Here is a 24,265-nt window from a genome sequence, read left to right on the forward strand (position 1 = left end):
CATCGCATGGCTCGCGCGGCCGCCTGTCGCGCGGACGTCGTGCGCGCCTGTCTGGAGAGAGCCTTATGCCGTTCACCCGCCGCCACGCCCTGGGCGCGCTTGCCGCGCTGCCGTTGCTGCCTCGCCTGGCGTTTGCCCAGGCCCAGGCCGATTTTCCCACCCGCCCCGTGCGCCTGCTGGTCGGCTTCGCGCCCGGCGGCCTGACCGACATCGCCGCGCGCGCGCTGGCCGAGCGCATGGGCAAGATCCTCAAGGGCAACGTGGTGGTCGAGAACCGGCCGGGCGGCCAGGCCATCATCGCCACGGTTGCGGTGGCGCGGGCCGAGCCGGACGGCTACACGCTGGGCTTTGCCGGCACCAACGGCATGATCCTGAACCCCTTGCTCTACAACAACTTGCCGTACCAGCAGTCGGACTTCAAGCAGTTGGGGTCGATGGGCAAGTCGCCGATGCTGCTGATCGTGCATCCGGCGCTGGGCGTCAAGAACGTGCAGGAATTCATCGCGCTGGCCAAGAAGAAGCCGGGCGACATCACCTGCGCCCATGCCGGGCGCGGCGTCATCAACCACCTGGCGCTGCTGCACTTCCAGTCCAAGACCGGCACGCAGTTCCAGGACGTGCCCTACAAGGGCAGCGGCCCGGCGCTGCTGGACCTGATGGCGGGCACGGTGCAGAGCACCTTCGATTTCCCGACCTCGGCGCTGCCCAACATCCAGTCGGGCAAGCTGCAGGTGCTGGCGGTGACGGCCGACCGGCGCCTGTCGAGCCTGCCCGACGTGCCGACCATGAAAGAGGCCGGCGTCGATGGCTTCGAGCTATACACCCGCATGATGATCTCGGGCCCGGCGGCGATGCCGGCGGCGGTCGCCGCGACGCTGGAGAACGCGGTGCGCGAAGGCACGCGCGACCCCAGCCTGGTCAAGCAGTTCGCCGAGCAGGGGGTGACCGTGGAGTTCACCTCGTCGGCCGACCTGGACCGGGTCATCGCCGAAGAGTCCGCCATGTGGGCCGGCGTGATCCGCGCCAACAACGTGCCCAAGACCGACCTGAAAGGCTGAGGACGCGCCATGACCGAACAAGCCCGCATCACCGTCAGCCCCGAATCCGCGCTGATCGACGTGCCGCGCGAGATCCGCATCGACGGCTTTCCCGCCTACGCCTTCGTCACCGTCACGGCCCGCATGTCGATGAGCGGCGTGCCGTGGCGTTCGCAGGCGGTGTTCATGGCCGGCCACGACGGCAGCCTGGATCTGGCGCGCGATTGCCCGGTGTCCGGCAGCTATGCCGAGCCGTCCGCCATGGGGCTGGTGTGGTCGATGACCTGCGAGGAGATGGACCGGGTGGTGTTTCCGCCCGATCGCACCGAGCCGCTGGCGATCGACCTGCACGCCACCGACGGCCAGCGTGAGGCCGCCGCGCGGCTGGTGCAGACCTTCGTGGCCGAGGGCGTCACGCATCGCGCGGTGCGCGAGCAGGTCGGCGGCATGACGCTGTCGGGCGAACTCTACACGCCCGCCGGCCCCGGCCCGCACCCGCTGGTGATCTACATGAACGGCTCGTCCGGCGGCGTCAACGCGCCGCGCGCGGCGCTGTTCGCGGCCCGCGGCTACCAGTGCCTGGCGCTGGCCATCTTCAATTACGATGGCCGGCCCAAGTACCTGAACGACATGCCGCTGGAATACTTCGAGCAGGCGCTGCGCTGGGCCCGCGCCGAGCTCAAGCCGCGCGATGGTTTCGTGGCGCTGTCCGGCATCAGCCGCGGCGGCGAGACCTCATTGCTCGTGGCGTCGCACTATCCCGACCTGGTGAGCGCGGTGGTGGCCTACGTGCCGTCGCCGGTGACGCATGGCGTGGTCAGCGCCGGCGAGCCGGGCACGGGACGCAATGCGCAGGTCTGGCGCAAGGGCGGCGAACCCTTGCCGCACCTGTGGCAGGACAACCCCAGCGCCGATTGGGAGGCGGCCTACGCCTCGGATCCGCCCTATCGGCAGACCCATGCGTTCCTGAGCGCCAGCCGCGATGCCGCCGCGTTCGAACGCGCCCGCATCCCGGTGGAACGCTATCCGGGCCCGGTGCTGCTGGTGAGCGCGTCGGACGACGGCTTCTGGCCCAGCACCGCGTATTCCGAGATCGTCATGCGCCAGCGCGAGGCGCACGGGCTGCCCACGTCGCATTACGTCTGCAAGGGGGCGGGGCATCACGTGCACTATCCGTGCCTGCCGGCCACGCTGATCAGCAAGCCGCACGCCATGTCCGGCCTGTTGCTGGACGCGGGCGGCACGCCGCCGGCCAACGCTGCCGGCAATGAGGGATCCTATCGCGCGGTGCTGGCCTTCCTGGCGCGCGCGACCGGGCAAGGCCAGTAACGCGCACGGCCCCGACCGGCGAGGCCGGCGGGGCCGTGGGGCGCGGGCTGGCGCATGCGCCGGCCCGCGGGCGTTCCAGAAGATCATGCCTCGGCGGCGGCTTCCTCGGTCGCGGCGACCGGCTGCACCTGGTCGATCAGGCTGGGCCAGATGTTGATCGACAGCAGGTGGCAATAGACCAGCGGCAGCCAGCCATTGGCGCGCCAGCGCAGGAATTCCGCTTCCGGCAGCTTGTTGAACTTGGCTTCGTCGATCACCTTGAAGCCGGACATGGCCAGGCGCTGGCCGTCGGCCAGGGTGATGTCGGCGCGGTTCTCGATCAGCAGGTCGGCGTCGGCCAGGGCGCGCGCGAATTCCAGCGTGTAGGCGTGCTGGTTCTGGTAGTCGCGGCAGAATTCCAGGGCGCTGCGGGCCAGCGCGGTCGGCTCGCCGGCCTCGTCGAAGAACGGGTTGTCACGGCCTTCGACCACCGAGGCGGCCTTCTCGTCGACGCACAGCGTGTACTGGCTGCGGTCTTCGTTCTCCATGAAGATGAAGGGATAGCGGCGCACGTAGGCCGGGATGTAGGTGCCGGGGCGCCATTGGCCCTGCGCGTCGACGAACAGGTTTTCCTGGCCGCGCACGCCCAGCACCGCGACCGGCGTGGGCTGTTCGCCATCGGTGAAGACGATGGGGAAGTGGCGGCACGCGGTCGGCAGCTCGGTGGCGACCAGCGGCACCGCGTTGGTCCTGGCGGCGTAGGCGAAGCCGGTGTTGCCGGCCAGCGACAGGTTGGCGTGCGCGCCGGCGGCGAGCGGACGGGGTTGCTCGTAGAAGAGGGGAAGCGAGGTTTGCGTCGTCATGGTGTCTGGTCAGAGAGTACGGGATTGGATGTCGGTGTCGCGGCGCGCGTCGTCGGCGGCGCCTTCGACGGCGGGGCGTTGTGGGTTGCCGCCCGGGGTTTGCAGCACCGGGTGGTTGCCGGTCGGCACGGTCAAGACCGCATTGTCGCCGGAAGGCAGTTGCCAGGAAAAGGCCGAGGCCACCGTCAGCACCTGCGGATCGGCGAAGGCGCCCAGCACGTCGGGGCCGAAGCCCTTGGACGGCACGGTGCCCTGGAACAGCGGGTTGGCGGTGGGCGTGCTGGGGATCACCGAGCGCGGGGCCGTGACCGCCGCCAGGCGGTCGATCACGTCCGTCTGGCCCCAGGTGGCGCCGTTCATGTAGTACGGCGCGCCGGCCAGTGAGCTGCGGATCGTGGTCGCGGCCATGGAGCCGTTCTTGCCGCCGATCGCGCCCCACATGTCGGCCGAGCCGGCGTTCTGCACGGTCAGCCCGGCCACGTTCAGCTTGTGGCTCGGATCCGCGTCGTTCAGGCCGATGCGCAGCGCGCCCACGCCGGAGGCCAGCGTCAGCGAGGTCTGCGGGCCGCTCAGGCCGATGGCGGTGATGTCGCCGTTGGTCTGGATGACCGCGTTGCCGCCTTGCAGCTTCGCCGGCGCGCCCAGGTTGATGGGGCCCTGCGTCACCAGCAATTGCGCCGGCAGCGTCAGCCCGGCGCCGCCGGTCTGGGTGAAGCCGGTGGCGGCCTTCACGGTGCTGCCCGCGCCAAAGGACGTGGTGCCGGTCGGGCTGGTATTGGCGATGCGGATCGAACCCGTGTCGGCGGTGACGTTCTTGCCAAATGACAGCGTGCCGCCCGAGATGTCGATGCCGTCCGGGCCGGAGGCGCGCACCGCGCCGTTGTAGCTGGCGGACTTGGCCTCCAACTGCTGCACACGGTAGGCGCTGACGTCGCCGTTGAACACGATGGTGTCGACGGCGCGCAGGGTCAGCGAACCCAGGCCGGCGGCGTCGCCCGCGACCTGGATGTTCTTGCCGGCGTTGACGTTCAGGTTGTTGCCGTTGCCGCCATCCAGCTTGCTGCCCAGGATCACCGAGCCGGTGTCGCTGGTCAGGTCGCGGTCGCCCTTCAGGGTCACGGCGCCGTTGTAGACCTGGTCGCCGGTGGTGTGCGTCTTGCCGCCGCCCAGGGTGGTGGTGCCGGTGACGGCCACGGTGCGCAGCGGCGTGGTGGCGCCGACGTCGCCCTGGATATCGGCGTTGCCGACGATGACCAGGCCTTGCTGGCCCGGCTGGGTGCCGTCGACGCCGGCCTTGAGCTGCACGTTGGCGCCGGTCAGGGTGGTGTCCACGCCGCTCAGGATGACGTGCTGGCTGTATTGCTGCGAGCCGGTGGTGTCCACCGAGCCGCCGTTGATCAGCACGTCGCCATTGCCGCCGGTCTGCACCGAGGCGGCGCGCACCGGGCCGTCCAGCACGATGTCGCCGGCGGCGCTGACCTTCAGGTCGCCCAGGCGCGAACCCTGGCCGACCGGGCCGGAGAAGGTCACTTCGCCTTGGTTGGCGACGACCGTCAGGCCGTGGCCGCCATCGACCGCGCGGTCGAAGCCGATGTCGCCCTGGCGGCTGGTCACCGAGACGTTGCCGCCCACGGTCACATTGCCCTGGTACGACTGTTCGCCGTCGGTGACGATGCTGCCGGCGCCCAGCGTGGCGTTGCCCGTGACCGTCAGGCTGGCCAGCGGATCATTGGCGCCCAGCGGTCCCTTGAGCACGGCATTGCCGTCGATGGTCAGGTCGTGCTCGCCGTCGCCGCCGCCCAGCAGGCTGACGGTGCTGCCCTTGAGCACGGTGTCGGTGCTGAACACGGCGCGTTCGCCATAGGACTGCGTGCCGGTGGTGTCGATCAGGCCGCCGTTGATGGCCAAGGTGCCGCCCGCGTCGGTGTTGACCGACGCGGCGTACACGGCCTTCTCGAAGGTGGTGGTTCCGTTGCTGTTGACGGCCAGGGCGCCCAGGCGGCCCGTGGCGGCGTCGCCGACCTGTTCGGCAAAGCGCACGTCGCCGCTGCCGCTGCTGACCGTCAGGCCGCTGCCGTTGCCGCTGGTGACCGTATCGTTGAAGGTCACCTTGGCGTCGGCGGTGCTCAGTTGCGCATTGCCGGACAGTTCGACCTTGCCCAGGTAGGATTGTTCGCCCACCGTCTTGAGCGGGCCGCCGCCGAGCGTCGCGTCGCCGTCGACGGTCAGATAGGCCAGGCGGCCATTGGCGCCGGCGCCCACCGGGCCGTTGATCGTGGCCGGACCTTCGATGGTCAGGCCCTGGCCCTCGTCGGTCGAGTTCGCGCCGCCGGCCAGGGTGACGCTGGCGCCCTTGAGCGTGACGTTGCCGCCCAGCGTGACCAGCTCGCCGAATCGCATGACGCCAGTGGTGTCGACGCGCTCTCCCGTGATGGTCACGGCGCCCGGGTCGTCGGTCTGCACCGATGCCGCGTAGACCGAACCATTGAAGGCGGTCGTGCCGGCCGTGTCGACCGTCAGGTTGCCCAGGCGTTGCGTGGCGCTGCCGACCGCGTCGAAGCTGACGTCGCCGCCGGCCGTGGACACGACGTGCAGGTCATGCGTGCCGTCCAGCGCGCCGTCGAAGGCCACGCCGCCGGTGGTGGCGCTCAGCGTGTGATCGCCGCTCAGCGTCACGGCGCCCTTGTAGCGCTGGTTGCCGGTGGTGGCGATGCTGCCCGCATTGAGCGTGGCGGCGCCGTCCAGCGTCAGGCTGGCCAGCTTGGTGGTGGCGCCGATGGCGCCGGTCAGCAGGGCCGTGCCGTCGATTTCCAGCGCATGGGCGCCGTCGGCGCCGTTGGCCAGGGTGACGGTGGTGCCGGTCAGCACCGCATCGTCGCCCAGCGTCACGTGGCCGACGTAGGTCTGCGTGCCGCTGGTGGTGACGCTGCCGCCGTTGATGGCCGTGTCGCCGGTGCCCGCCTGGTTGAGCGAGGCGATGTCGACCGCGCCGCCGTAGGTGGTGGTGCCGCTGCTGGTGACGGTCAGCGCGTTGGCGCCCGACACGGCGCCCGTGAAGGCGACCGCGCCGCTGCCGGTGGTCACGCTCACGGTGCTGGCCAGCGTGGTGGCGCCGTCGACGCCGAAGGCGCCGTTGGCGGTGGTGTACGCGCCGCGCAGCGTGGTGGCGCCGTTGTACTGCTGGGCGCCGGTGGTGGCGACCTGGCGCAGGTCGATGTTGTTGCCGGTGATGGTCAGGCTGGCCAGGTTGGAGGCATTGCCGCCCAGCGTGACGTCGCCGTCGTCGGCCACGATCACGGCCTGCTGCGCGCCGCCGTTCAGCGCGCCCGAGAGGGCGACGCCGCCGTTGGCGCCGTTGGCCGTCAGGGTGCGCTTGCCGCCGGCCAGCGTGGCGTTGCCGCTGATGCCGATGGCGCTGCCGGTCAGGTCGCCGTTGAGGGTGACGTTGCCGGTGTAGGTCTGGCTGCCGCTGGTGTTGGCGGCGGCCATGGCGATGGCCGCGCCGCTCACGGACAGGTCATGCACGTCGGCGCTGGCGATGTCGTGGCTGACGGTGACGTTGCCGGCGGTGGAGGCCAGCGCGACGTCGCCGCCGTTGCCGGCCGACAGGCCGACCGTGCTCGCCAGGTTGCCGGCGGAGGCGATGCCGATGTTGCCGTCGGCCGTCGCGACGCGGCCCAGCGTCAACGGACCGGAGGCGTCCACATAGATGTCGCCGCTGCCCAGGACATTGGCCTTGAGATTGCGGGCCGACGTGGTGAAGTGGTCGGCCTGGGTGCCGATGCCGGTCTTGCTGGTCAGGTCCAGGCTGTTGGCCGTGAGGGTGTTGTCCAGCCCCAGCAGCGAGCCCTCAGCGGCGCTCAGGATCACGGTGCCGCTGGCGGCGCCGGCGTTGACGATGCCGATCTCTACATCGCCGTGCTGCGAGGTCAGCGCGATGGTGCGGTTGTTGCCGACGGCGGTGGCCGAGGCGTTCAGCGAGCCGGTGGCCGTGGCGCTGATGTCGCCGTTGGCGGCGCTCAGCGACGCGTCGAGCGCGCCGGTGTTGGTCAGCGTCAGGTTGGCCGGCGTGCTGGTGCCGGTCAAGCTGGCCCCGATGGTGCGGGCTTCGGTCACCAGCGTGGTGTTGCCGCCCGCGGCGCCGCTGCTGAAATTCAGCGTGGTGCCCTTGACGTTGATCGTGCGCGGCGTGGCGCCGGCGGCCACCACGTCCTGCGTGCCCTTGAGCGTGATGGTGCCGTTGGCCTGCACGCCGGCGCTGGCCAGCGTCAGCTTGCCGCCCGAGGACAGCAGCAGGTTGGCGGCGGTGTTCGACATGCCGCCGCTGGCGTCCAGGTCGCCGGCCGTGGTCAGGTAGACCGAGCTGATGGCGCCGCTCTGCTGGATGTTGCCGCTGTTGGCGCTGAGCGCACGCGTGCCGATGTTGTTGACCACGATGACCGCGCCGTCGGCGGCGGTCGACAGGTTGCCCAGGGCGCCGAGGTTGGTGCGCAGCGCGATGCCGCCCGAGCCATTGCCCGGGTAGGCGGCCGAGCCGATGCTGCCGCCGGCGACGGCCGTCAGCGTGTTGCCCAGGACCAGGTTGTTGGCCACCGCGCCCAGGATGGAGCCGGCCGCGTTCAGGCTGATGTCGCCGCCCGCCGAGGCGTCGATCGTGTTGACCGACAGGTCGCCGCTGGTGGTGGCGATCGAGATGTTGTTGCTGGCCGAGCCGTTGCGGCTGATGGCGCTGGTGACCAGGGTGGGGCCGGCGGTGGTGATGCCGATCGCGCCGTTCTGGGTGATGACCGACGCCAGCGTGGTGCCGGCCGCGCGGTTGTCGTTCAGGTAGATCGCGCCGGCGCCGGTGACTTCGGCGGTGATGTTGGCGGCGGTCGTCTGCAGATTGTCGGGCGAGCCGGCGGCGCCGCCGATGCCCGCGCCGGCCTTGAGCACAACGTTGTTGCCGATGATGCGCGTGGAGTCCTCGCGGTCGTCGACGATGGTGCTGCCGGTCTTGCTGAAGTCGATGTTGACGGTGCCGGCGCCAGCGTCGATGTTGCCGGCCACCAACTGGCTGTTGGCGCCGTTGCCGGTGATCTTGATCGCGCCATTGGACGAGATCGCGTTGGCGATCTGCAGATTGCCGGCGGCCGCGATGTCGATGGTGTTGCCCGACAGGTACGAGTAGACGGAGTTGTTGTCCGCCGCCAGGTACATGCCGCCGCCGGTGGTGGCTTCGACGCGCTGGCCGGTCGCGTTGATGCGGCCGTTGCTGGCGCCGATGGCGTTGGCGGCGTTGAGCGCCACGCCGTAGGCCTTGACGGTGGCGCCGGCGGCGTCGGCCAGGATCGAACCGTTCTCGGCGTTGAGCGTGACCTGGCCGTGGTTGGCGCCGGCCTGCACGTTCTTGACCGTGATGTTGCCCGAGGTGGTCTTGACCGAGATGTCGTTGCCGGTGGCGTCGGTGCCCGAGGTGACGCTGGTCAGCGCCAGGCTGCCGTTGCCGGTGATGCGCGTCTCGCCATTGGCGACCGAGGTCGTCAGGCCGCCCAGCAGGTTGCCGCTGCTCTCCAGGTAGAGCGAGCCGTCGCCGGTGACGGTGGCCGACACCGGGCTGTTGGGCGCGGCGATCTTGATGGCCGCGTCGCGCGTGCCGATGCCGTTCTGCGCGGACAGCGTGATGGCGCCGGCGCCCGCGCCCGAGAGCGTGCCGCCGCCGTACAGGATGCTGCCCGTCTGGGCGTTCAGGGCCAGGGCGTTGCCGGTGCCGTAGCTGACCGTGCCGACCAGGATGTCGCCGGTGGTGGTGGTGACCGACAGGTCGCCGCCCGCACGCAGGTTGCCCAGGTTGATCGAACCGGTCTGCTTGAGCCAGATGCCGCCCGAGGCGGTGGCGGCGATGTTCTTGACCTGGGTGTTCAGGGCCAGGCTGGACGAGCCGATGGTGTTGGGCGTGTCGCCCGACCCGGTGGACAGCGTCAGGTCGCCGGCGACGATCTTCGAGGAGGCGTTCAGGCCCTGGATCGAGCCGCCCGTGTAGTAGTACGGGTTGGTCGACAGCGACACCGAGCCATTCTGGGTGACGTCGATGTCGTGCAGCTTGATCGCGCCCACGGCCTGGTAGTTGAAATTCAGGCCGGTCGTGTCGCGCACCGTGGTCAGGGTGGTGACGTTGCCGGTGTCGGCGCCGCTGAACGTCAGGTTCTGGGCGTCGATGGTCAGGAAGCCGGCGCTGCCCAGGTTCGAGCCCTGCGCGTTGGTGCGGATGATGGTCAGGTCGGACAGGTCGGCCAGGTTGTCGACGTAGATGCTGCCCGGCGTGGCCATCGTCAGCTTGCCGGTGTTCAGGTGCAGGCGCGCCGAGTTGGACGCGCCAATCGTCGCGGCCGTGCCGTAGTTGGCCGTCAGGTTGACGCTCTTGCCGGTGACCAGGTTGCTGTTGTTGATGCCGGTGATGCTGCCGCGCGCGGTCGACAGGGTGACGGCGCCGTCGGTCGACGTGACGGTGCCCACGGTCAGGTTGCGGCCATTGCTGCCGGTGTCGGCGGCCAGCGTGACGTCGCCAGCCGCGGTAACCGAGGTTGCCTGCAGGCCATAGGTCTCGTTCAGCGCGATGCTGCCATCGGCGCGGTCGGTCCTGGTGGCGCTGAGCGTGACCGTGGTGGTGCCGCCGTTCAGGGCATTGGTGCGGATGGCGCTCTTGTTGCCGATCGAGCCGTTGGCCGTCAGGTTGACGGTGGTGGCGTTGTTGATCGTGCCGCTCAGGATCGAGCCGCCCGTGTTGTTGACCGAGAAGGCATTGCCATTGGTGTTGACCGTGCCGAGCTCGATGTCGCCGAGGGTGTTGCCCACCGAGCTGGCGCCGGTCGAGGTCAGGCTCGGCAGGCTGGTGTTGCCTTCCACCGTGATGAACGCGCCGCCGTTGTCGGCGCGGCCGCTCAGCGTGCTGACGCGGGTGTCGATGGCGTTGCCGGTGCCGGCGGCGCCGATGGCGTTGGCCGCCGTCAGGGTCAGGCCGGCCGCGTCGATCTTGCTGTTGGCGTCGCCGTCGCCCAGCAGCGAGCCGCCGCGCGAGTACAGCGCCACGTTGTCGTAGCCGACATTGATCGCGCCCACGGTGATATTGCGGTCGCTGGTCACGCTCAGGTTCAGGCCGCCCGCGTCCTCGACCTTGGTCAGGACCAGGCCGGCGCTGCTGCCGCTGCCGCCGTCCGTGGCCTGGAACACGATGTTGCCGCCGTCGCGGGTGGGCGAGGTGATGCCGTAGCTGCGGGCGCTGTTGCCGGTGGAATACAGCGTCAGCGCGTCGATGTGGCGGTCGGAGTCGATGTAGACGTCGCCGGCGTTCTGGATGTTCACCAGCGGCGCCGACAGGTTGATCTCGCGGCCCACTGCGCCGATGGCGCCCGAGCCCTGGGTGGTGATCTGCACCGACGCGGCGGTGACGCGCTGGCTGTCGTCGGCGCTGCCCAGGATGCTGTTGTTGCTCGACAGGCGCACCGTGCCGTTCTCGGTGGTGTCGATGATGCCGATGTCCTGGCCGACGTTGCTCGACAGCATCAGGTTCAGCCCGGTGTTGTCGCGCACCTCGTTGACCTGCAGGCGGCTGCCGTTGTGGGCCACGTCGAACAGCAGTTCGTTGGACAGGATCTGGTAGGTGGCCGCCGACGAGCCGGTGGCGTACAGCGACAGGCTGGCCAGGTCGCGGTCGTTGTCCAGGTAGACGTGGCTGCCGGCGGTCAGGTACAGCTCGCCGGTAGTGGTGTGGATCGAGCCCGAGTTGTCGCCCGACGCCACGCCGATCTGGCCGCTGGCGCCCAGCGTGACCACGTCGCCGGTGATGTGCGAGGTCGGCGTCAGGTTCAGGATGTGGGCGCCCGAGCCAAAGGCGCCCAGGCTCACGGTGTTGGCCGGGCCGACGTCGACGTTGCCGACGTACAGCGTGCGGTCGCCGTTGAACGAGAAGTTCAGGCCGGTCAGGTCGCTGACCTCGGTCATCGTGTAGACGCCGGCGTCGGTGACGTTGAACGTCAGGCCCTTGGCCGCCACCTGCACCACGTTGTCCACGGCGCTGTTGGCGTGGTTGGCGGTGATGTTCAGCGAGAATAGGTCGCTGGCGTTGTTGACGTACAGGTTGCCGCCCGACTGCGTGGTCAGTTGGCGGGTGTCGGTCTGCATCGCGTTGCCGGCGGCGCCGATCGACTGCGTGGCGGTCAGCGTCAGGACCGGCGTGACGAAGCGGCCGGTGCCCTGCGTGATCGAGCCGTTGGTCACGTTGACCTGGGCCGAGCTGGTGGCGCTGTTGTCCAGCAGCGTCAGGTTCCTGTTGTTCGACACCCACAGGCTGCCGCGGACGTTGGACGAGAGCGAGTCGACGCTGACGAACAGCGGCTGGTTGGTGGCGTAGGTGCCCGTGACCGAACCGGCGTTCAGGGTCAGCGCGCCGGTGGTGATGTTGGGCGAGCTGGCGCTGGAGCTGTTGCCATAGATGGTGCCGTTGCTCGCCAGCGTCACCGAGCCGCCGGCGGCGGTGCTGACGTTGTTGACCGTCAGCGCGCGGTCCGACGAGATCGACAGCGCCAGGTTGCCGGTATTGGTGATGTTGTTGAGCGTCAGGCCGGCGACGCCGGTGGAGTCGCTCAGCGAGAACGCCGTCATGCCGCTGGCGCTGATGTTGTACGTGTTATTGATCGAACCGCTGCTGCTGCTGTGGTTGGCCGTCAGCGACAGCGCGGTCAGCGCCTTGTTGTTGGCGACGGACACGTTGCCCGCCGAGGCAATCGACAGGTTGGACGCGCTGGTCTGCGCCGAGACGCTGCCATTGGTGCCGAGCGCGCTCAGGCTGACGTTGTTGCCGGTGATCAGGCCCGAGCCGCCGATGGTCGGGGCCAGGTCGGTATTGGCGTAGCGCGAGGTCAGCGACACCGAGCCGCTGCCGGTGTTGATGGCGTTGGCGGTGATGGCGGTGTCGGTATTGATCGTCAGCGCGGCGCCGCTCATGCTGGCGCCGATCGACAGATTGGTGCCGCCGCCGATCGTCAGCGACTGGCTGCCCAGGTTGCCGAAGGCGTAGCTGTTGGTGTCGAAGTTGGCGCTGCTGCCGGCGTCGCGGCGCGACAGGTACAGGTTCAGGCTGTTCAGCGCCAGCCCGCCGTTGTTCAGGTTGATGTCGCCGTTGTTGGTGATGGCCAGGTTGCTGGTGCTCAGGCGCAGCGCGCGGCTGCCGGCGCCGATGGCGCCGGTATTGGCGTCGCGCGCGGTGTAGCTGTCCGAGCCGGTGGCGGACAGCGTGACGCTGCCGGCCGTGATGCGGCCGGTGCCGCCATCGCTGGTGATGCTGGAATAGACGCCGCCGCCGGCGGTGGTCAGGCTGACGGAATTGGTGGCGGTGATGGCGCCGACCTGGATGTTCTTGCGGCCGCTGAAGCTGAAGTCGGTCAGGCCGCCCGTGACCTGCTCCAGGTACTGGGTGGTGCCGTCGTCGCTGAGGGTGATGACCTGGCCGGCGCCGCCGCCGATGGCGAACGTGCTGGCGCTGCCGGCGTTCTTCAGGCTGTTGATGGTCAGGCTGCGCAGCACGGTGTCGCTGCCGACGTACATGTTGTTGCCGGCGGTCAGGCTGAGCGCCGAGGTGCCGCTCAGGGCCAGCGTGCCGCCCGTGATGGACGAGCCGATGGAGCCGTTCGAGCCGGCCGTCAGCGCGACGGTCGCGGCGCGGATGACGCCGGGACTGGCCGGATTGTCGTTGCTGATGTTCTGGGCCGATGCCAGGCTGACCTTGCCGTTGGCGCCCGCGTCGATGTTGCCGACCAGCAGGTTCTTGTTGTTGGCGGTGAAGCCGAAGTCCAGGTTGGTCGAGCTGGCGATGTCCGTCAGGTGGATGCCGAGGCCGTCGTCCGTGAGCGTGAAGGCCGTCAGGTTGGGCGCGGTGATGCCGTATACGCCATTGGCCGTGCCATTGCGCGTGACATTCAATCGCGTCAGGCCGGTGAGGCTGTCCACGGCGATGTTGCCGCCGCTGGTCAGGCTGACGTCAGGCGCCTGCAGCGTCAGCGCCGCGCCGGCCGCGCCGATCGCGCCGCCCGCCGTCAGGGCGATGTTGCTGGCGCGGATCACGGTGGCGGCGTCGCCGTCGTCCAGCAGCGAGCCGCCGCTATTGGCCAGCGTGGCCGCGCCGCCGGCGCTCAGGCTGCCGATGGTGGTGGTGCCCGAGGACTGGGTGTAGCCGATCTGGCCGCTGCCGGCCTGCAGGCGCGTCAGCTTGATGTTGCCGGTGGTGCCGTTCAGGTAGATGTCGGTGCCGGCGGTGGCCTGTACGTTGGCCTGGCCCGCCGCGCCCACGCCGATGTAGCGCAGGGTGCCGCCGTACACGCCGCCGATCGTGCCCGCGGCCGACAGCGTAATGTCGTTGGCGCCCGCATAGACCCCGCCGCCGCTGCCGTACAGCGAGCCGTTGGCCACGTTCAGCGTGACGTTGCCGGCGTTGCTGCGCACCGTGCCGGCCAGCAGCGCGTCGCCCTGGCGCAGGTCGATCTGCACGGCGTCGCTGGCGGTGATGTTGTTCAGGGTGACGATGCCGGTGTAATTGGCGTAGCCGGTGGGATTGGGCAACTGGACATAGAAGCCGCCATTGCTCGCCGTGCCGCTCAGGTAGCCGGTCAGCACGTCCAGATAGCCCGTGCCGGTCGCGCCGACCGCCTTGCCGGCGCTCAGGTTGACCGAGTTGGCCAGCAGGCGGGTCTGCTTGTTGCCGTCGTCGCGCAGGTCGCCCGCGGCGTTCAGCGTGATGCTGCCGCTGTAGCCGGCGTCGATGTTGCCGACGGTGATGTCGCGGTCGCCGTAGAAGCTGAAGTTGACCGAGTTGCTGTCGCGGACCTCATGGATCGTGTGGCCGCCGACATCGTCGGTGATGTTGAACAGCAGCGACGGCGCGCGCACGTCCAGCGTGTAGCGGTCGTCCACGTCCTTGTGGCGCGCGTACACCGTCAAAGAGGTGAGGTCGGCGATGTCGGTGGCGTAGAGGTTGCCGCGGGTGTCCAGCGTCAGGCCCGGCGCGTTGACGGCGACGAAATTGGCGCTGGTGCCGATGTCCTGGGCGGCCCGCAGGCTGACGTTGTTGGCGGTGACGCGCGTGTCGGCGATGCCGTCGTCCAGGATGCTGCCCTGGTTCGATACCAGCGTGATGTTGCTGCCGGCGCGCAGGTTGCCCAGCTTCAGGCTCTGGTCGCCGGTGAACGAGAACTGGCTCAGCAGCGAACTGTAGACCTGGCGCAGCTCGTAGGCGTTGCCCAGGTCGTCATTGACGTCGAAATTCAGGAACGGCGCGGCTACCTGGATGGTGTTGCGGCGGGCCGGATCGGCGTGCGAATTGGTGATGCCCAGGTAGGTCAGCGTCTTGGCGGGATTGTCGACGTAGATGTCGCCGCCGCTGCCCAGCGTGAGGCTGGTGGTGGCCGTCGTGAGGTGGTCGCTGGCCGTGCCGATGTGTTGCTGGGCTTGCAGGAGAATGCTGCTGCCCGCCAGCGCGCTGTTGGCATTGGCGCGCACGATGCTGCCGCCCTGCGCGTTGAGCGAGAGCGTGCCGGTGCCGGCATCCAGCATGTTGGCGCTCAGGTTCGCCACGCCGGTGACGAAGATGCCGTTATTGGCCTTCAGGTCGTCCAGCAGCACCGAGCCCTGGGCCTGGTTCAGGTAGATGCTGCCGCCAGTGGCGTTCAGCACGCCGGCGGCGGTGCGCAGGTAGGTGCCCGCGGTGCCGACGGTGTAGCTGGTGTTGGCGGCCGGGGCCAGCAGGGTGACGACGTTGCCGGTGATCAGGGAGGCCGACGTGCCGGTGATGCTGCCGGCGCGCGCGGTCAGCGTGACATTGCCGGCGCCCGCGTTGATCTGGCCGGCGGCGATGCTGTTGCCGGTCAGGTTGATGGCGCCGCCGCCGGAGCCGACGTTGTTGGCCGAGACGCTGCCCGCGCCGGTGATCGTGACGGGTCCGCCGTTGGCCTGCGCCTGCGTGATGTTCAGGTTGGCGCTGGAGCTGTCCAGGTAGACGCCGCCCGCGCCCGCGGTGGCGGACAGGGTGCTGGCGTTGGTCTTGAGGGCGCGCGCGGCGTTGCCGATGATGCCCTGCGCGGCCGACAGCGTGAGCGACGAGGTGGAAATGCTGGTGGCGTCGTTGCCGTCGTCGACGATGTTGCCGAGGAACGAGGTCAGTGTGGCCGAGCCCGCCTTGATGTCGCCCAGGGTCAGGTGGCCGCTGGTCTGCGCGACCAGGTTGCCGGTGGTGTCGATCGCTTTCAGGTTCAGCGGGCCGCTGTTTTCCACGTACACACCGCCGCTGCCGCTGGTCGCGATCAGGGTGGCCGTCTGCGTGCGCAGCGCCTGCGTCGACGAACCGATGGCGCCGGCGCGGCCATCGCTGCCAGCGGCGCTCAGGGTGATCTGGCTGGCGCCCACCTGTCCCGTCGAGGTGGCGAGGATATGACCGGCCGTCGACGTCAGCGCCAGCGTGCCGGCGCCGAGGGCCACGTCGCCGACGGTGATGGTGCGGTCGCCGGTGAACGAGAAGTTCAGGCCCGACTGGTTGACCGTGTTGAGTTGGTAGCCGCCGTTGTCCTGCAGGGCGAAGGCCAGGCCCGGCGAGGTCAGCAGGAAGCTGTTGTTGACGTTCGGTTGGGCGTGGCGGCTGGTGATGTCCAGCGAGGTCAGGATCTGGTGGTTGGCCACCGCCAGGTTGCCGCCGGTCGCCAGCGACAGCAGCGCCGTCTGGGTATTGACCGGGGCGGCCAGGTCGCCGATGCTGCCGCCGCTGGCGTCCAGCTTGACGCTGTTGCCGGCCACCACCTGGTTGGCGCCGCCGGTGTTGCGGATCGAGCCGGCGCTGGTGCGGACCAGCGCCGCGCCGGTGCCGGCGTCGATGACGTTGGCCAGGTTGATGTCGCCGGTGGCGTTCAGCGTGATCGCGCCGCCGCGGCTGGTCAGCTTGCCGATATTGTCCAGCGTGCTGCCCACGCCCAGCGCTTCCAGCGTGATGGAGCCGCCCTGGGTGCTGATCTCGGTGTTCGAGTTCTCGAAGCGGATGCCGCCCGTCTGCGTCGAGCGCATCGTGAAGCTGTGGCCGGCGGTGGTCTTCAGGTTGATCGCGGCCATGTCCGCGACCGTGATCTGGCCGGTGGCTTCCAGCTTGATGTTGGTGGTGCCGGCCAGGCTTTCCAGCAGGCCGCGCGACACGGTGTTGTTGGCGGTGTTGGCGTCGCCGCCGTTGATGGTGCCGTCGCCGGCTGCGCCGTCCTGCGAGCCGCCGCCGCTGGCGGAGTCGACGATGCGCAGGTCGGTCGGGTCGATCAGCAGCAGGCCGGTCTTGCCTTTGGGCGCGCGCAGGTCGGCCGAGCCGGTCAGGCCGATGTTCTTGTTGCTGGAGACTTCGGCGAAGCCGCCGTCGCCGCCTTGCGCGCCGCCGCGCGCCGACAGGCTGCCGGCGAATGCGGTGGCGTCGTTGGACCACATGGTGACGTTGCCGCCGTTGCCGCTGATGAGCGCGTCGGCCTTGAGGGTGGCGCCCCCCGCCACCTTCACGGTCGACGACTTGCCGCTGAACGCGGCCGAGCCGTCGTCAGGCGCGACGCCCTGGCTGCCCAGCGCGATCTCGCCGCCGCCGGCCGCGCCGGACACGTCGATCGCGGCGCCGCGCGCCACGTTGACGTGTTCGCCGGTCACCACCACCTTGCCGCCACGCTCGCCGGCGTTGACGCCGGTGGCCTCGACGGTGCCGGCCACATTGACCGTGCCGGCGTCGCCGCCGGACAGCACGATCTTGCCGTTCTGCGTGCCCACCGCCCTGGCGCTGACGATGCCGTCGGTGTTGACCACGTTGTCGATCACGCCCTTGACCGCGCGCGCCGTCATCAGCACCGTGCCGCCGTCGGCGCGGATCACGCCGTTGTTGGCGACGAGGGCCGAGACCGGCTTGCCATCGGCGTCCTTGGGCAGCTCGCTGACGGCCGAGGTGGCGTCAAAGCTCAGCAGGCCGTCGCCGTGGAAGTCGACCGTGACGGTCTTTGCGCCGGCCAGGGCCACGCGGCCCAGCTTGGCCTCGATCACGCCCGAGTTGCGCACCGCCGGCGCCACCAGCACCGCCAGGCCGCTGTCCTTGATGCTGATCGTGCCTTCGTTCACGATCATGGCATTGGCCTTGGACGAGGGCTGGTCGAACTTGTACTTGCCGGCCAGGAAGTCCTTGTCGCTGATGTTGGCGGTGGTGGCGACCAGTCCGCCCACGTCCACGCGCGCGCCCTTGCCGAACAGCACGCCGTTCGGGTTGACCAGGATCACGTTGCCGTTGGCGTTGAGGCGGCCGAAGATGGCCGACGGATCATTGCCGACCACGCGGTTCAGCGTGACGCTGTTGCTGCCCGGCTGACGGAAATTGACCGTCTCGTTGGCGCCGATGCTGAAACCCTTCCAGTTGATGATCGCCTTGCCGGTCGACTGGTTGATGTCCAGCGTGCCGTTGCCGCGGTCATTGATGGTCGCGCCGCCGGCCACGACGTTGCCGCCGGTGGGGTTGGCGTGGGCGCCGCCGGAGACCAGCGAGCCGATCACCATCGCCATGGTGGTGAGCGCGGGCAGGGGCGGGGCCTTCAGGGCCTGGCGGCGGGCGGATTGGGCGAGGATGCGGGATTGACGAGTCATGGTCGGTCGCTTTTCTGTCGCGGATTAGTACTGGGCCGAGAGGCTGAAGAACACGCGGGGATCTTTGTTGCCCTGGGTCAGGACGTCGGAACTCATGGGCTTGGCCACTTCGATCGTGGCGTACAGATTCTTGGTCAGGTTGGCGCGCATGCCGGCGCCGTAGGAGGACAGCTTGGCGCGCGTCAGCGGCGCGCTTTCGCTGCGCGACCAGATGTGGCCGCCGTCCACGAACGTGTAGACGTGCGCGCCGCTGGGCAGGAAGCGGTCGGTGGAGATGGCATAGCGCAGTTCCAGCGACGCGGCCACGCCCGAGTCGGCCGACATTTCGCCGTCGTCGTAGCCGCGGCCGAAGTTGGGGCCGCCCAGGGCGAATTCCTCGCTGGCCAGCAGCGGGCTGGCGCTGTACTGGCCGGCGAAGGTGGCCACCAGGCTGAAGCGGTCGGACAACTGCTGCAGGCGGGTCAGTTCGGCGGTGAGCTTGAGGAAGTCCGGGCGGCCCTTGGCGCGCGAGGCCAGCTCGTTGCCTTCCTTGGAGGCGCCCATCGCGTCCAGGCCCTGGTGCACGGTGCCGCGCACGGCGGTGATGCCATTCCAACTGTCGGTGCGGTCATAGCTCAGGCCGGCGCGCAGCACGCGCAGGCGGTCGCGCGTGAAGGGGGTTTCGACAATGTCGGTGGCGACGTTGCGCACGTCGAGCATGCCGAAGGCGCGCAGGTTCTCCAGGCGCGACCGGATCAGCGGATGGGTGACGGTGGCTGAATAGGCCTGCACGTCGCTGGCGACGTTCAACGGAGCCAGTTCGCGGCCCGGCTCGCTCTTGGCGTAGCTGGCGGCCACGTCGACCGTCGTGCCGCTGTCGGACACCAGCATGTTGTAGTTGGCGCCCACGGCCTTGCTGCGGTAGGCCGGGAAGCCCACGCGGCCGGTCAGGGTGAGACTGTCGGCGCGGCCGCCGAACGAGTTCAGCGTGACCTGGCCGGTCATTTCGCTCCAGCCCAGGTAGGGCGAGGCGCGGTTGTCGATGCCCAGGCGCGCGTCGACCGCCTTGCGTTCGCTGCGCACCACCAGCACCGAGCCGCCCACTTCCGTGGGTGAGGCTTCCAGCGAGGCGCGCACGGTCAGGCCGTTCAGGTCGTTGGCGAGCAGCAACTGGCGCTCGACTTCCGCCACGTTGATGGGACGAACGCCGCGCAGGCGCTGCACCAGCTTCTCGACCGCCGCCTGCGCCGGGCCGATGTCGCCGTCATATTTGACGTCGGCGATGTAGCCCTCGACCACCATGATGCGGAAGCGGCCGTCATCGATGGTCTGCGCCGGCACGATCACGCGCGTGGTGACGTAGCCGTCGTTGCGGTAGCGCAGCTCGATCTCGTTGGCCACCTTGAAGGCGTCCGCGACGGTGATCGTCTTGCCGACCAGCCCCTGGTAGAGCGGGCGCAGCGAATCGGCCGGGTAGCGGGTCACGCCTTCCACGCGCATGTCGGTCAGCGTGAAGGTCAGCTTGTCGGCGCCGGCGGGCGCTTCCGTGGCGCCGCCTTGCTGCACCGTCACCGGCGGTGCGGCGGGGGTGCTTTCCGGCAGGACGGGTTGCGGCAACTGGCGGCCGGGTTCGGCGCCTGACGGCAGGCGCAACTGCACGTTCTGGGCGGCAACCGGCCCGGCGGCGAGCGCCAGCACCACGGCGGCAAAGCCGGCGCGTAGGGAGAAAGGGGGCTGGCGGAGGACGGCGGGGCGGGGTTGGGCTGGACGGCGCATGGATACGTAAGTGATGATTCGTTACAATCAGAATTAAACGAAGCTATTTGATATATTTCGTAAACATCAATAAACGGAATTTCTAAAGTTCTTTACAACTCCCCGACACTGCGGGATTCTTGGCCGGGCAATGGCATCCTTGCGGATGCGTCAGAAGAGGGAGCGTGCCGGCGTGGTGTCCAGGTGTCGTCGGGATCTCGTCATCGCGAGGCGTTGCGATGGTTCGGGTCGACGAAGAGCCCAGACTTCCGGCAGATTGCTCGATGTAACAAACACTATCATGTGTGAATAATGATTGCGATTGAGAAGTTTGCCGGAATGCACGGCACGTTTGCCAAAAGGAAAAATATTCACAAACCCGGCACGGTTTCGTCGCTTGTTACCAACGCGCCCCTGCCTCGGCATGAAAGAATGCGCGGCATGAATGACGCCGCTTCCCATCCGCTTATCCCGGGCCAGCTTGCCGGCTTGCGCGTGCTGGTCGTCGAGGACCGGCCCGAGGACCGCATGCTGCTGGTGGATTTCCTGACCAGCCAGGACTGCCGGGTCTACGTGGCCGAGGATGGCAACGACGGCTACCGCAAAGCGCAACTGGTGCAGCCGGACATCATCCTGATGGACGTGAACATGCCGGGCTGCGACGGCCTGGCGGCCTGCCGGCTGCTGAAGGCCGATCAGGCCACGCGCGCCATTCCGATCATTTTCCTGACCGCCGCCGCCCTGCCGGCCGAGCGGGTGGCGGGGCTGTCCGCGGGCGCGGTCGATTACGTCGCCAAGCCGTTCGATTTCGAGGAAGTGCGCCTGCGCTTGCTGATACATCTGCGGGTGGCGCCCGTGCCGGCCGCGACGCCGCCCGCCAAGCCGGCCGAGGACGGGGCGTCGTCCGCCGCCACCGGCGCGTCGCTCGACGGCGTGCTGTTCCGCGCCGCGCGCAAGCTGCTGCGCGAACGGCTCGACCACACGCCCGAGCTGGTGGCCCTGGCCCAGGCGCTGGGCACCAACGCCCGTCGGTTGAACCAGGCTTTCCGTCGCTGCGCCGGCACCACCGTGTTCGAGTTCCTGCGCGAAGAGCGCATGCGCGAGGCGCGCCGCCTGCTGTGCGAGACCGGCCTGGACATCCAGGCCATTTCGCAGGCGGTGGGGTATGGCAACCGCGGCAATTTTTCCACCGCTTTCCGCGAGCGTTTCGGCATGGCGCCCACCGCCTTGCGCCAGGAGCAGGATCCCCATGCCTGACCGTCGCCTGGGCTGGCTGGCCTGGTTGCTGTGGCTGGCCCTGTCCTGCCTGAGCCTGCCCGCGCGCGGGCAGGATGCCCAGCCCGTGATCGATCTGAGCACCGTGGGCGGCACCCTGCCGCTGGTCGGCGAGCTGCGGGGCATCGAGGACAAGGCCGGCGATCAGGATGCCAGCCGGGTCCTGGACGGCGCCTGGCAGCCGGTGACCGCCCGCTGGCTCAACCGGGGATATTCCGCCTCGGCGTTCTGGCTCAGGCTGGAGGTCAGCAATACCTCCGACCGCGCCCAGGAACGCTGGCTCTCGTTCGGCGTGCCCCGGCTGGAGGACGTGCGCTTCTATCTGTTCGCGCCGGGGCAGCGGCAGCCTTCCGGCATTCTGCTGGCGGGCAACCGCGAGCCGCTGGCGCGGCGCGAGGTGCCGGCCACCGTCTCGGTGGTGCCGCTGCGGCTCGAGCCGGGCCAGCGCATGACGGTGCTGGTGCGGGTGCAGAGCCGTTCGGCCATCAGCATGGAGCCCACCCTGAGGACGCCGGCGGCCTTTGTCGGCGTGACCCAGCGCAACACCATGGTGGTGGCGCTGCTGATCGGCGCGCTGATGATGGTCGGCATCTACGCCGCGGTGCTGGGCGCGGCCCAGCGCGATCCGGTCTACCTGTTGCTGTCCGCCGCGATCTTCATCGAGATCCTCTACAGCCTGTCGTTCCAGGGGCTGCTTTACCGCTACGTCCTGACCGGCGGCGGCGAAATGGTGTTGCGCGCGCCGAGCGTCCTGGCGACGCTGGCGGCCTCCCTGTTCGGATTCATGGCGATGCTCTTCGCCGACCTGCACCGCGTGCGGATCTGGCGTGGCGTCTATCAGGCGTTGATCGCCGCCGGCCTGGCCGGCGCGGTCTGGGCCGCGCTGGGCGACTACCGCGAGGCCGCGCAGGCGCTGATCGGACTGATCTTCCTGTGGGCGCTGGTGTGGCTGGTGTCCATGGCCGACGGCTGGCGCCGCGGCCACGCCAATGCGCGCATCTTCCTGCTGTCGTTTGCGATTTATTGTTCCTGCCTGTTCCTGCGGGTGGCCTACATCCAGGGCCTCCTGCCGGGACGCTGGGCGGGCGGGCCGGAAGTCGCCTGGGATCTGCTGTCGGTGTCGCTGATGCTGGCCGTGCTGCTGCATGGCCGTTCGCGCCAGCATCGCCAGGAACGGCTGGCGGCCCAGCGCGAACTGGCGCAGGCGCGCGAACGCGAACACCAGCGGCTGGATCAGGCCGTCACCGAGCGCACCCAGGCGCTGCAGGCGGCATTGATCCTGGCCGACGAGGCCGGCCGCGTGCGCCAGGACTTCCTGGCGCGCATCAGCCACGACCTGCGCACGCCGCTGACCTCGATCATCGGCTTCGCCGACCTGATCCAGGCCGGCGGCCGCGACGACGCGCCGCGCGGCGCCGTCATCCGCCGCAGCGCCGACCACATGCTGGGCATGGTGAACGACCTGATCGACTACGCCGCCGGCGCGGGCGGCCAGGCCTTGCGCCTGGCGCCCGAGTACGTGCACGCCTTGCTCGACACCGTGGCCAAGGAATCCGCGCCGATCGCGGCGCGGCAGGACAACCGTTTCGAGCTGCGGGTGGCGGACGCGCTGCCGGCCGTGCTGGAGATGGACGGCAAGCGGGTGCGGCAGGTGCTGTCCAATCTCATCGACAATGCCGCCAAGTTCACGCGCGGCGGCGTGCTGACACTGACGGCGGACTATGCCGCTCCAGGCGCGGGCGAAGCCACGGGCTGGTTGACGCTGTCGGTGCGCGATACCGGGTGCGGCATCGCGCCCGCGGACCGGCAGCACATCTTCGAACCGTTCCAGCGGCTGGGCGCGGCCGAGAGCCAGCCCGGCGTCGGGCTAGGCCTGGCCATCGTCCAGCAATGGGTGCAGCGCATGAATGGCCGCATCCACGTCGACAGCGAAGTCGGCCAGGGCACCACCATCAGCGTGTCGCTGCCGGTCAGGCAGGTGGACGAATCGGGCGTGTCGCATCACTACATCGCCGCCGCGGCGCATGTGCTGCCCCAGCTCGACGGATCCGGGCGTCGCATCTGGCTGGCCGAGGACACGCCGGAAATCCGCGAGTTCCTGGTCGAGGAACTGGCCAGCCTGGGCTTCCAGGTGGAAAGCGAGGCGGACGGCCGCGGCATGGTGGCGCGCATCCAGGCCGATAACGCGCGCCGGCCCGACCTGATCCTGACCGATCACCGCATGGAAGGCGCCGACGGCTCGGCCGTGCTGCGCGCGGCCCGCGCGCGCTGGCCGGACCTGCCGGTGGTGGCGGTATCTGCCACGCCGCAGGAGACCGCGGCCCTGGACGGCGTCGGCTATGACGCCAGCCTGCTCAAGCCCATCAATCTGGTCGAGCTGCGCCACTTGCTGGGCCGGCTGCTGCATCTGCCGATGCCTTCGACGGCCGGCGAGCCGGCCCCGGCGCCGTCGCCGATGCCGCGCCTGTCGCGCGCCGAACTGGAACAGGTGCGGCGCCTGCTGGACATCGGCGGCATTTCGGACCTGATGGATTGGGCGCGCGCCGTGCAGGCGCGCGATCCGGCCTTTACGGATTTCAGCCAGCAGGTGCAGCGCCTGGCGCGGCTGGGCGATCTCGCGGCCATCGGCGAGCTGTGCGAGCGCATGCCGGTGGCGTGAGCCGGCGCCGCGTCCTACCCCAGCCGCATCGACAGTTCCACGTCGCCGCCGAAGGGCGTCGACAGGTAGCCCGACGCCGGCGAGCGCACCCGCGCCAGGTATTCCGGGCAATGGTCGGCGTTGTCCGCCACGATCAGCGCGCCGGGCCGCAGGCGGTCCTCCAGCAATGCCAGGACGTCCGAATAGAGCGCCTTGGCGCCATCGAGCAGGACCAGGTCGATGCGGTCCGGCAGCCCGGTGGCGAGCGTTTGCAGCGCGTCGCCCTGGCGCTGTTCCACCAGGTCGGCCAGGCCGGCTTCGGCCAGGTGGCCGCTGGCCAGCGAGACCTTGGAAGGCTCGAATTCGGTAGTGATCAGCCGGCCGCCGCCGTTGTCGCGCAGCGCCGCCGCCAGGTGCAGGGTCGAGATGCCGAACGAGGTGCCGAATTCGATGATGGAACGGGCCTGTGTGCTGCGCGCCAGCATGTACAGCAGCGTGCCGGTCTCGGGAGACACGGCCAGCGGCAGGTCCTTCATGCGGCCGTAGAACTCGCGGTATTCGGTCTTGCTGCGCATCAGCCGCGACTGTTCGGCGTCGGACATGTTCGCCAGGGCGGGGTCGGCATTGGCCCAGGAGGCGTCGGCCTGCGTGAACAGCCGGTCGAGCAGCGAGGCCAGGGGCGCGGAGGTCAGGGTGTTGGTCATGGTGATGGGTTTCCAGTCGGAGGGCTCCGGTTTAGAATA

General features: G+C 69.4%; 8 protein-coding genes. 4 read left to right on the forward strand and 4 right to left on the reverse strand.

The annotated features are described in order from the left end of the window. The first annotated feature begins 65 nt into the window (after positions 1–65). Complete coding sequence (locus tag SB816_RS10595; protein WP_144657906.1) at positions 66–1,058, forward strand: Bug family tripartite tricarboxylate transporter substrate binding protein; 993 nt, start codon at positions 66–68, stop codon at positions 1,056–1,058. Between the two features lie 9 nt (positions 1,059–1,067). Further along, complete coding sequence (locus SB816_RS10600; RefSeq protein ID WP_410546919.1) at positions 1,068–2,366, forward strand: alpha/beta fold hydrolase; 1,299 nt, start codon at positions 1,068–1,070, stop codon at positions 2,364–2,366. Between the two features lie 83 nt (positions 2,367–2,449). Here the strand turns inward: SB816_RS10600 and SB816_RS10605 are convergent, their stop codons facing one another. Genes SB816_RS10605 through SB816_RS10615 form a run of 3 tightly spaced genes read right to left on the reverse strand, consistent with a single transcriptional unit; the run spans position 2,450 to position 19,555 of the window. Then, a complete protein-coding gene (locus SB816_RS10605) occupies positions 2,450–3,208 on the reverse strand; it encodes a SapC family protein (RefSeq protein WP_410546920.1) in 759 nt (252 codons plus the stop codon). Positions 3,209–3,217: 9 nt separating this feature from the next. Next, positions 3,218–17,875, reverse strand: a complete 14,658-nt coding sequence (locus tag SB816_RS10610) for a filamentous hemagglutinin N-terminal domain-containing protein (protein WP_410546921.1) — start codon at positions 17,873–17,875, stop codon at positions 3,218–3,220. Between the two features lie 24 nt (positions 17,876–17,899). Then, positions 17,900–19,555, reverse strand: coding sequence for a ShlB/FhaC/HecB family hemolysin secretion/activation protein (locus SB816_RS10615; protein WP_054502233.1), 1,656 nt, complete (start codon positions 19,553–19,555; stop codon positions 17,900–17,902). 486 nt (positions 19,556–20,041) lie between these two features. Between SB816_RS10615 and SB816_RS10620 the strand changes: the two genes are divergently transcribed. Both SB816_RS10620 and SB816_RS10625 read left to right on the forward strand, forming a co-directional pair. After that, a complete protein-coding gene (locus SB816_RS10620; RefSeq protein WP_175142794.1) occupies positions 20,042–20,866 on the forward strand; it encodes a DNA-binding response regulator in 825 nt (274 codons plus the stop codon). Continuing rightward, positions 20,859–23,543 (forward strand): ATP-binding protein, encoded by a 2,685-nt coding sequence (locus SB816_RS10625; protein ID WP_410546922.1) that lies wholly within the window; start codon positions 20,859–20,861, stop codon positions 23,541–23,543. The genes SB816_RS10620 and SB816_RS10625 overlap by 8 nt, the downstream gene beginning before the upstream one ends. Before the next feature lie 14 nt (positions 23,544–23,557). Here SB816_RS10625 and SB816_RS10630 read toward each other — a convergent pair whose 3' ends face one another. Further along, positions 23,558–24,226 carry an O-methyltransferase gene (locus SB816_RS10630; protein ID WP_336235055.1) on the reverse strand — a complete coding sequence of 223 codons (669 nt, stop codon included), beginning with the start codon at positions 24,224–24,226 and terminating at the stop codon, positions 23,558–23,560. Between the last annotated feature and the right edge of the window lie 39 nt (positions 24,227–24,265).

Origin of the sequence: Achromobacter sp. SIMBA_011, assembly GCF_046535435.1 — a bacterium.
Taxonomy (GTDB): Bacteria; Pseudomonadota; Gammaproteobacteria; order Burkholderiales; family Burkholderiaceae_B; genus Achromobacter; species Achromobacter dolens.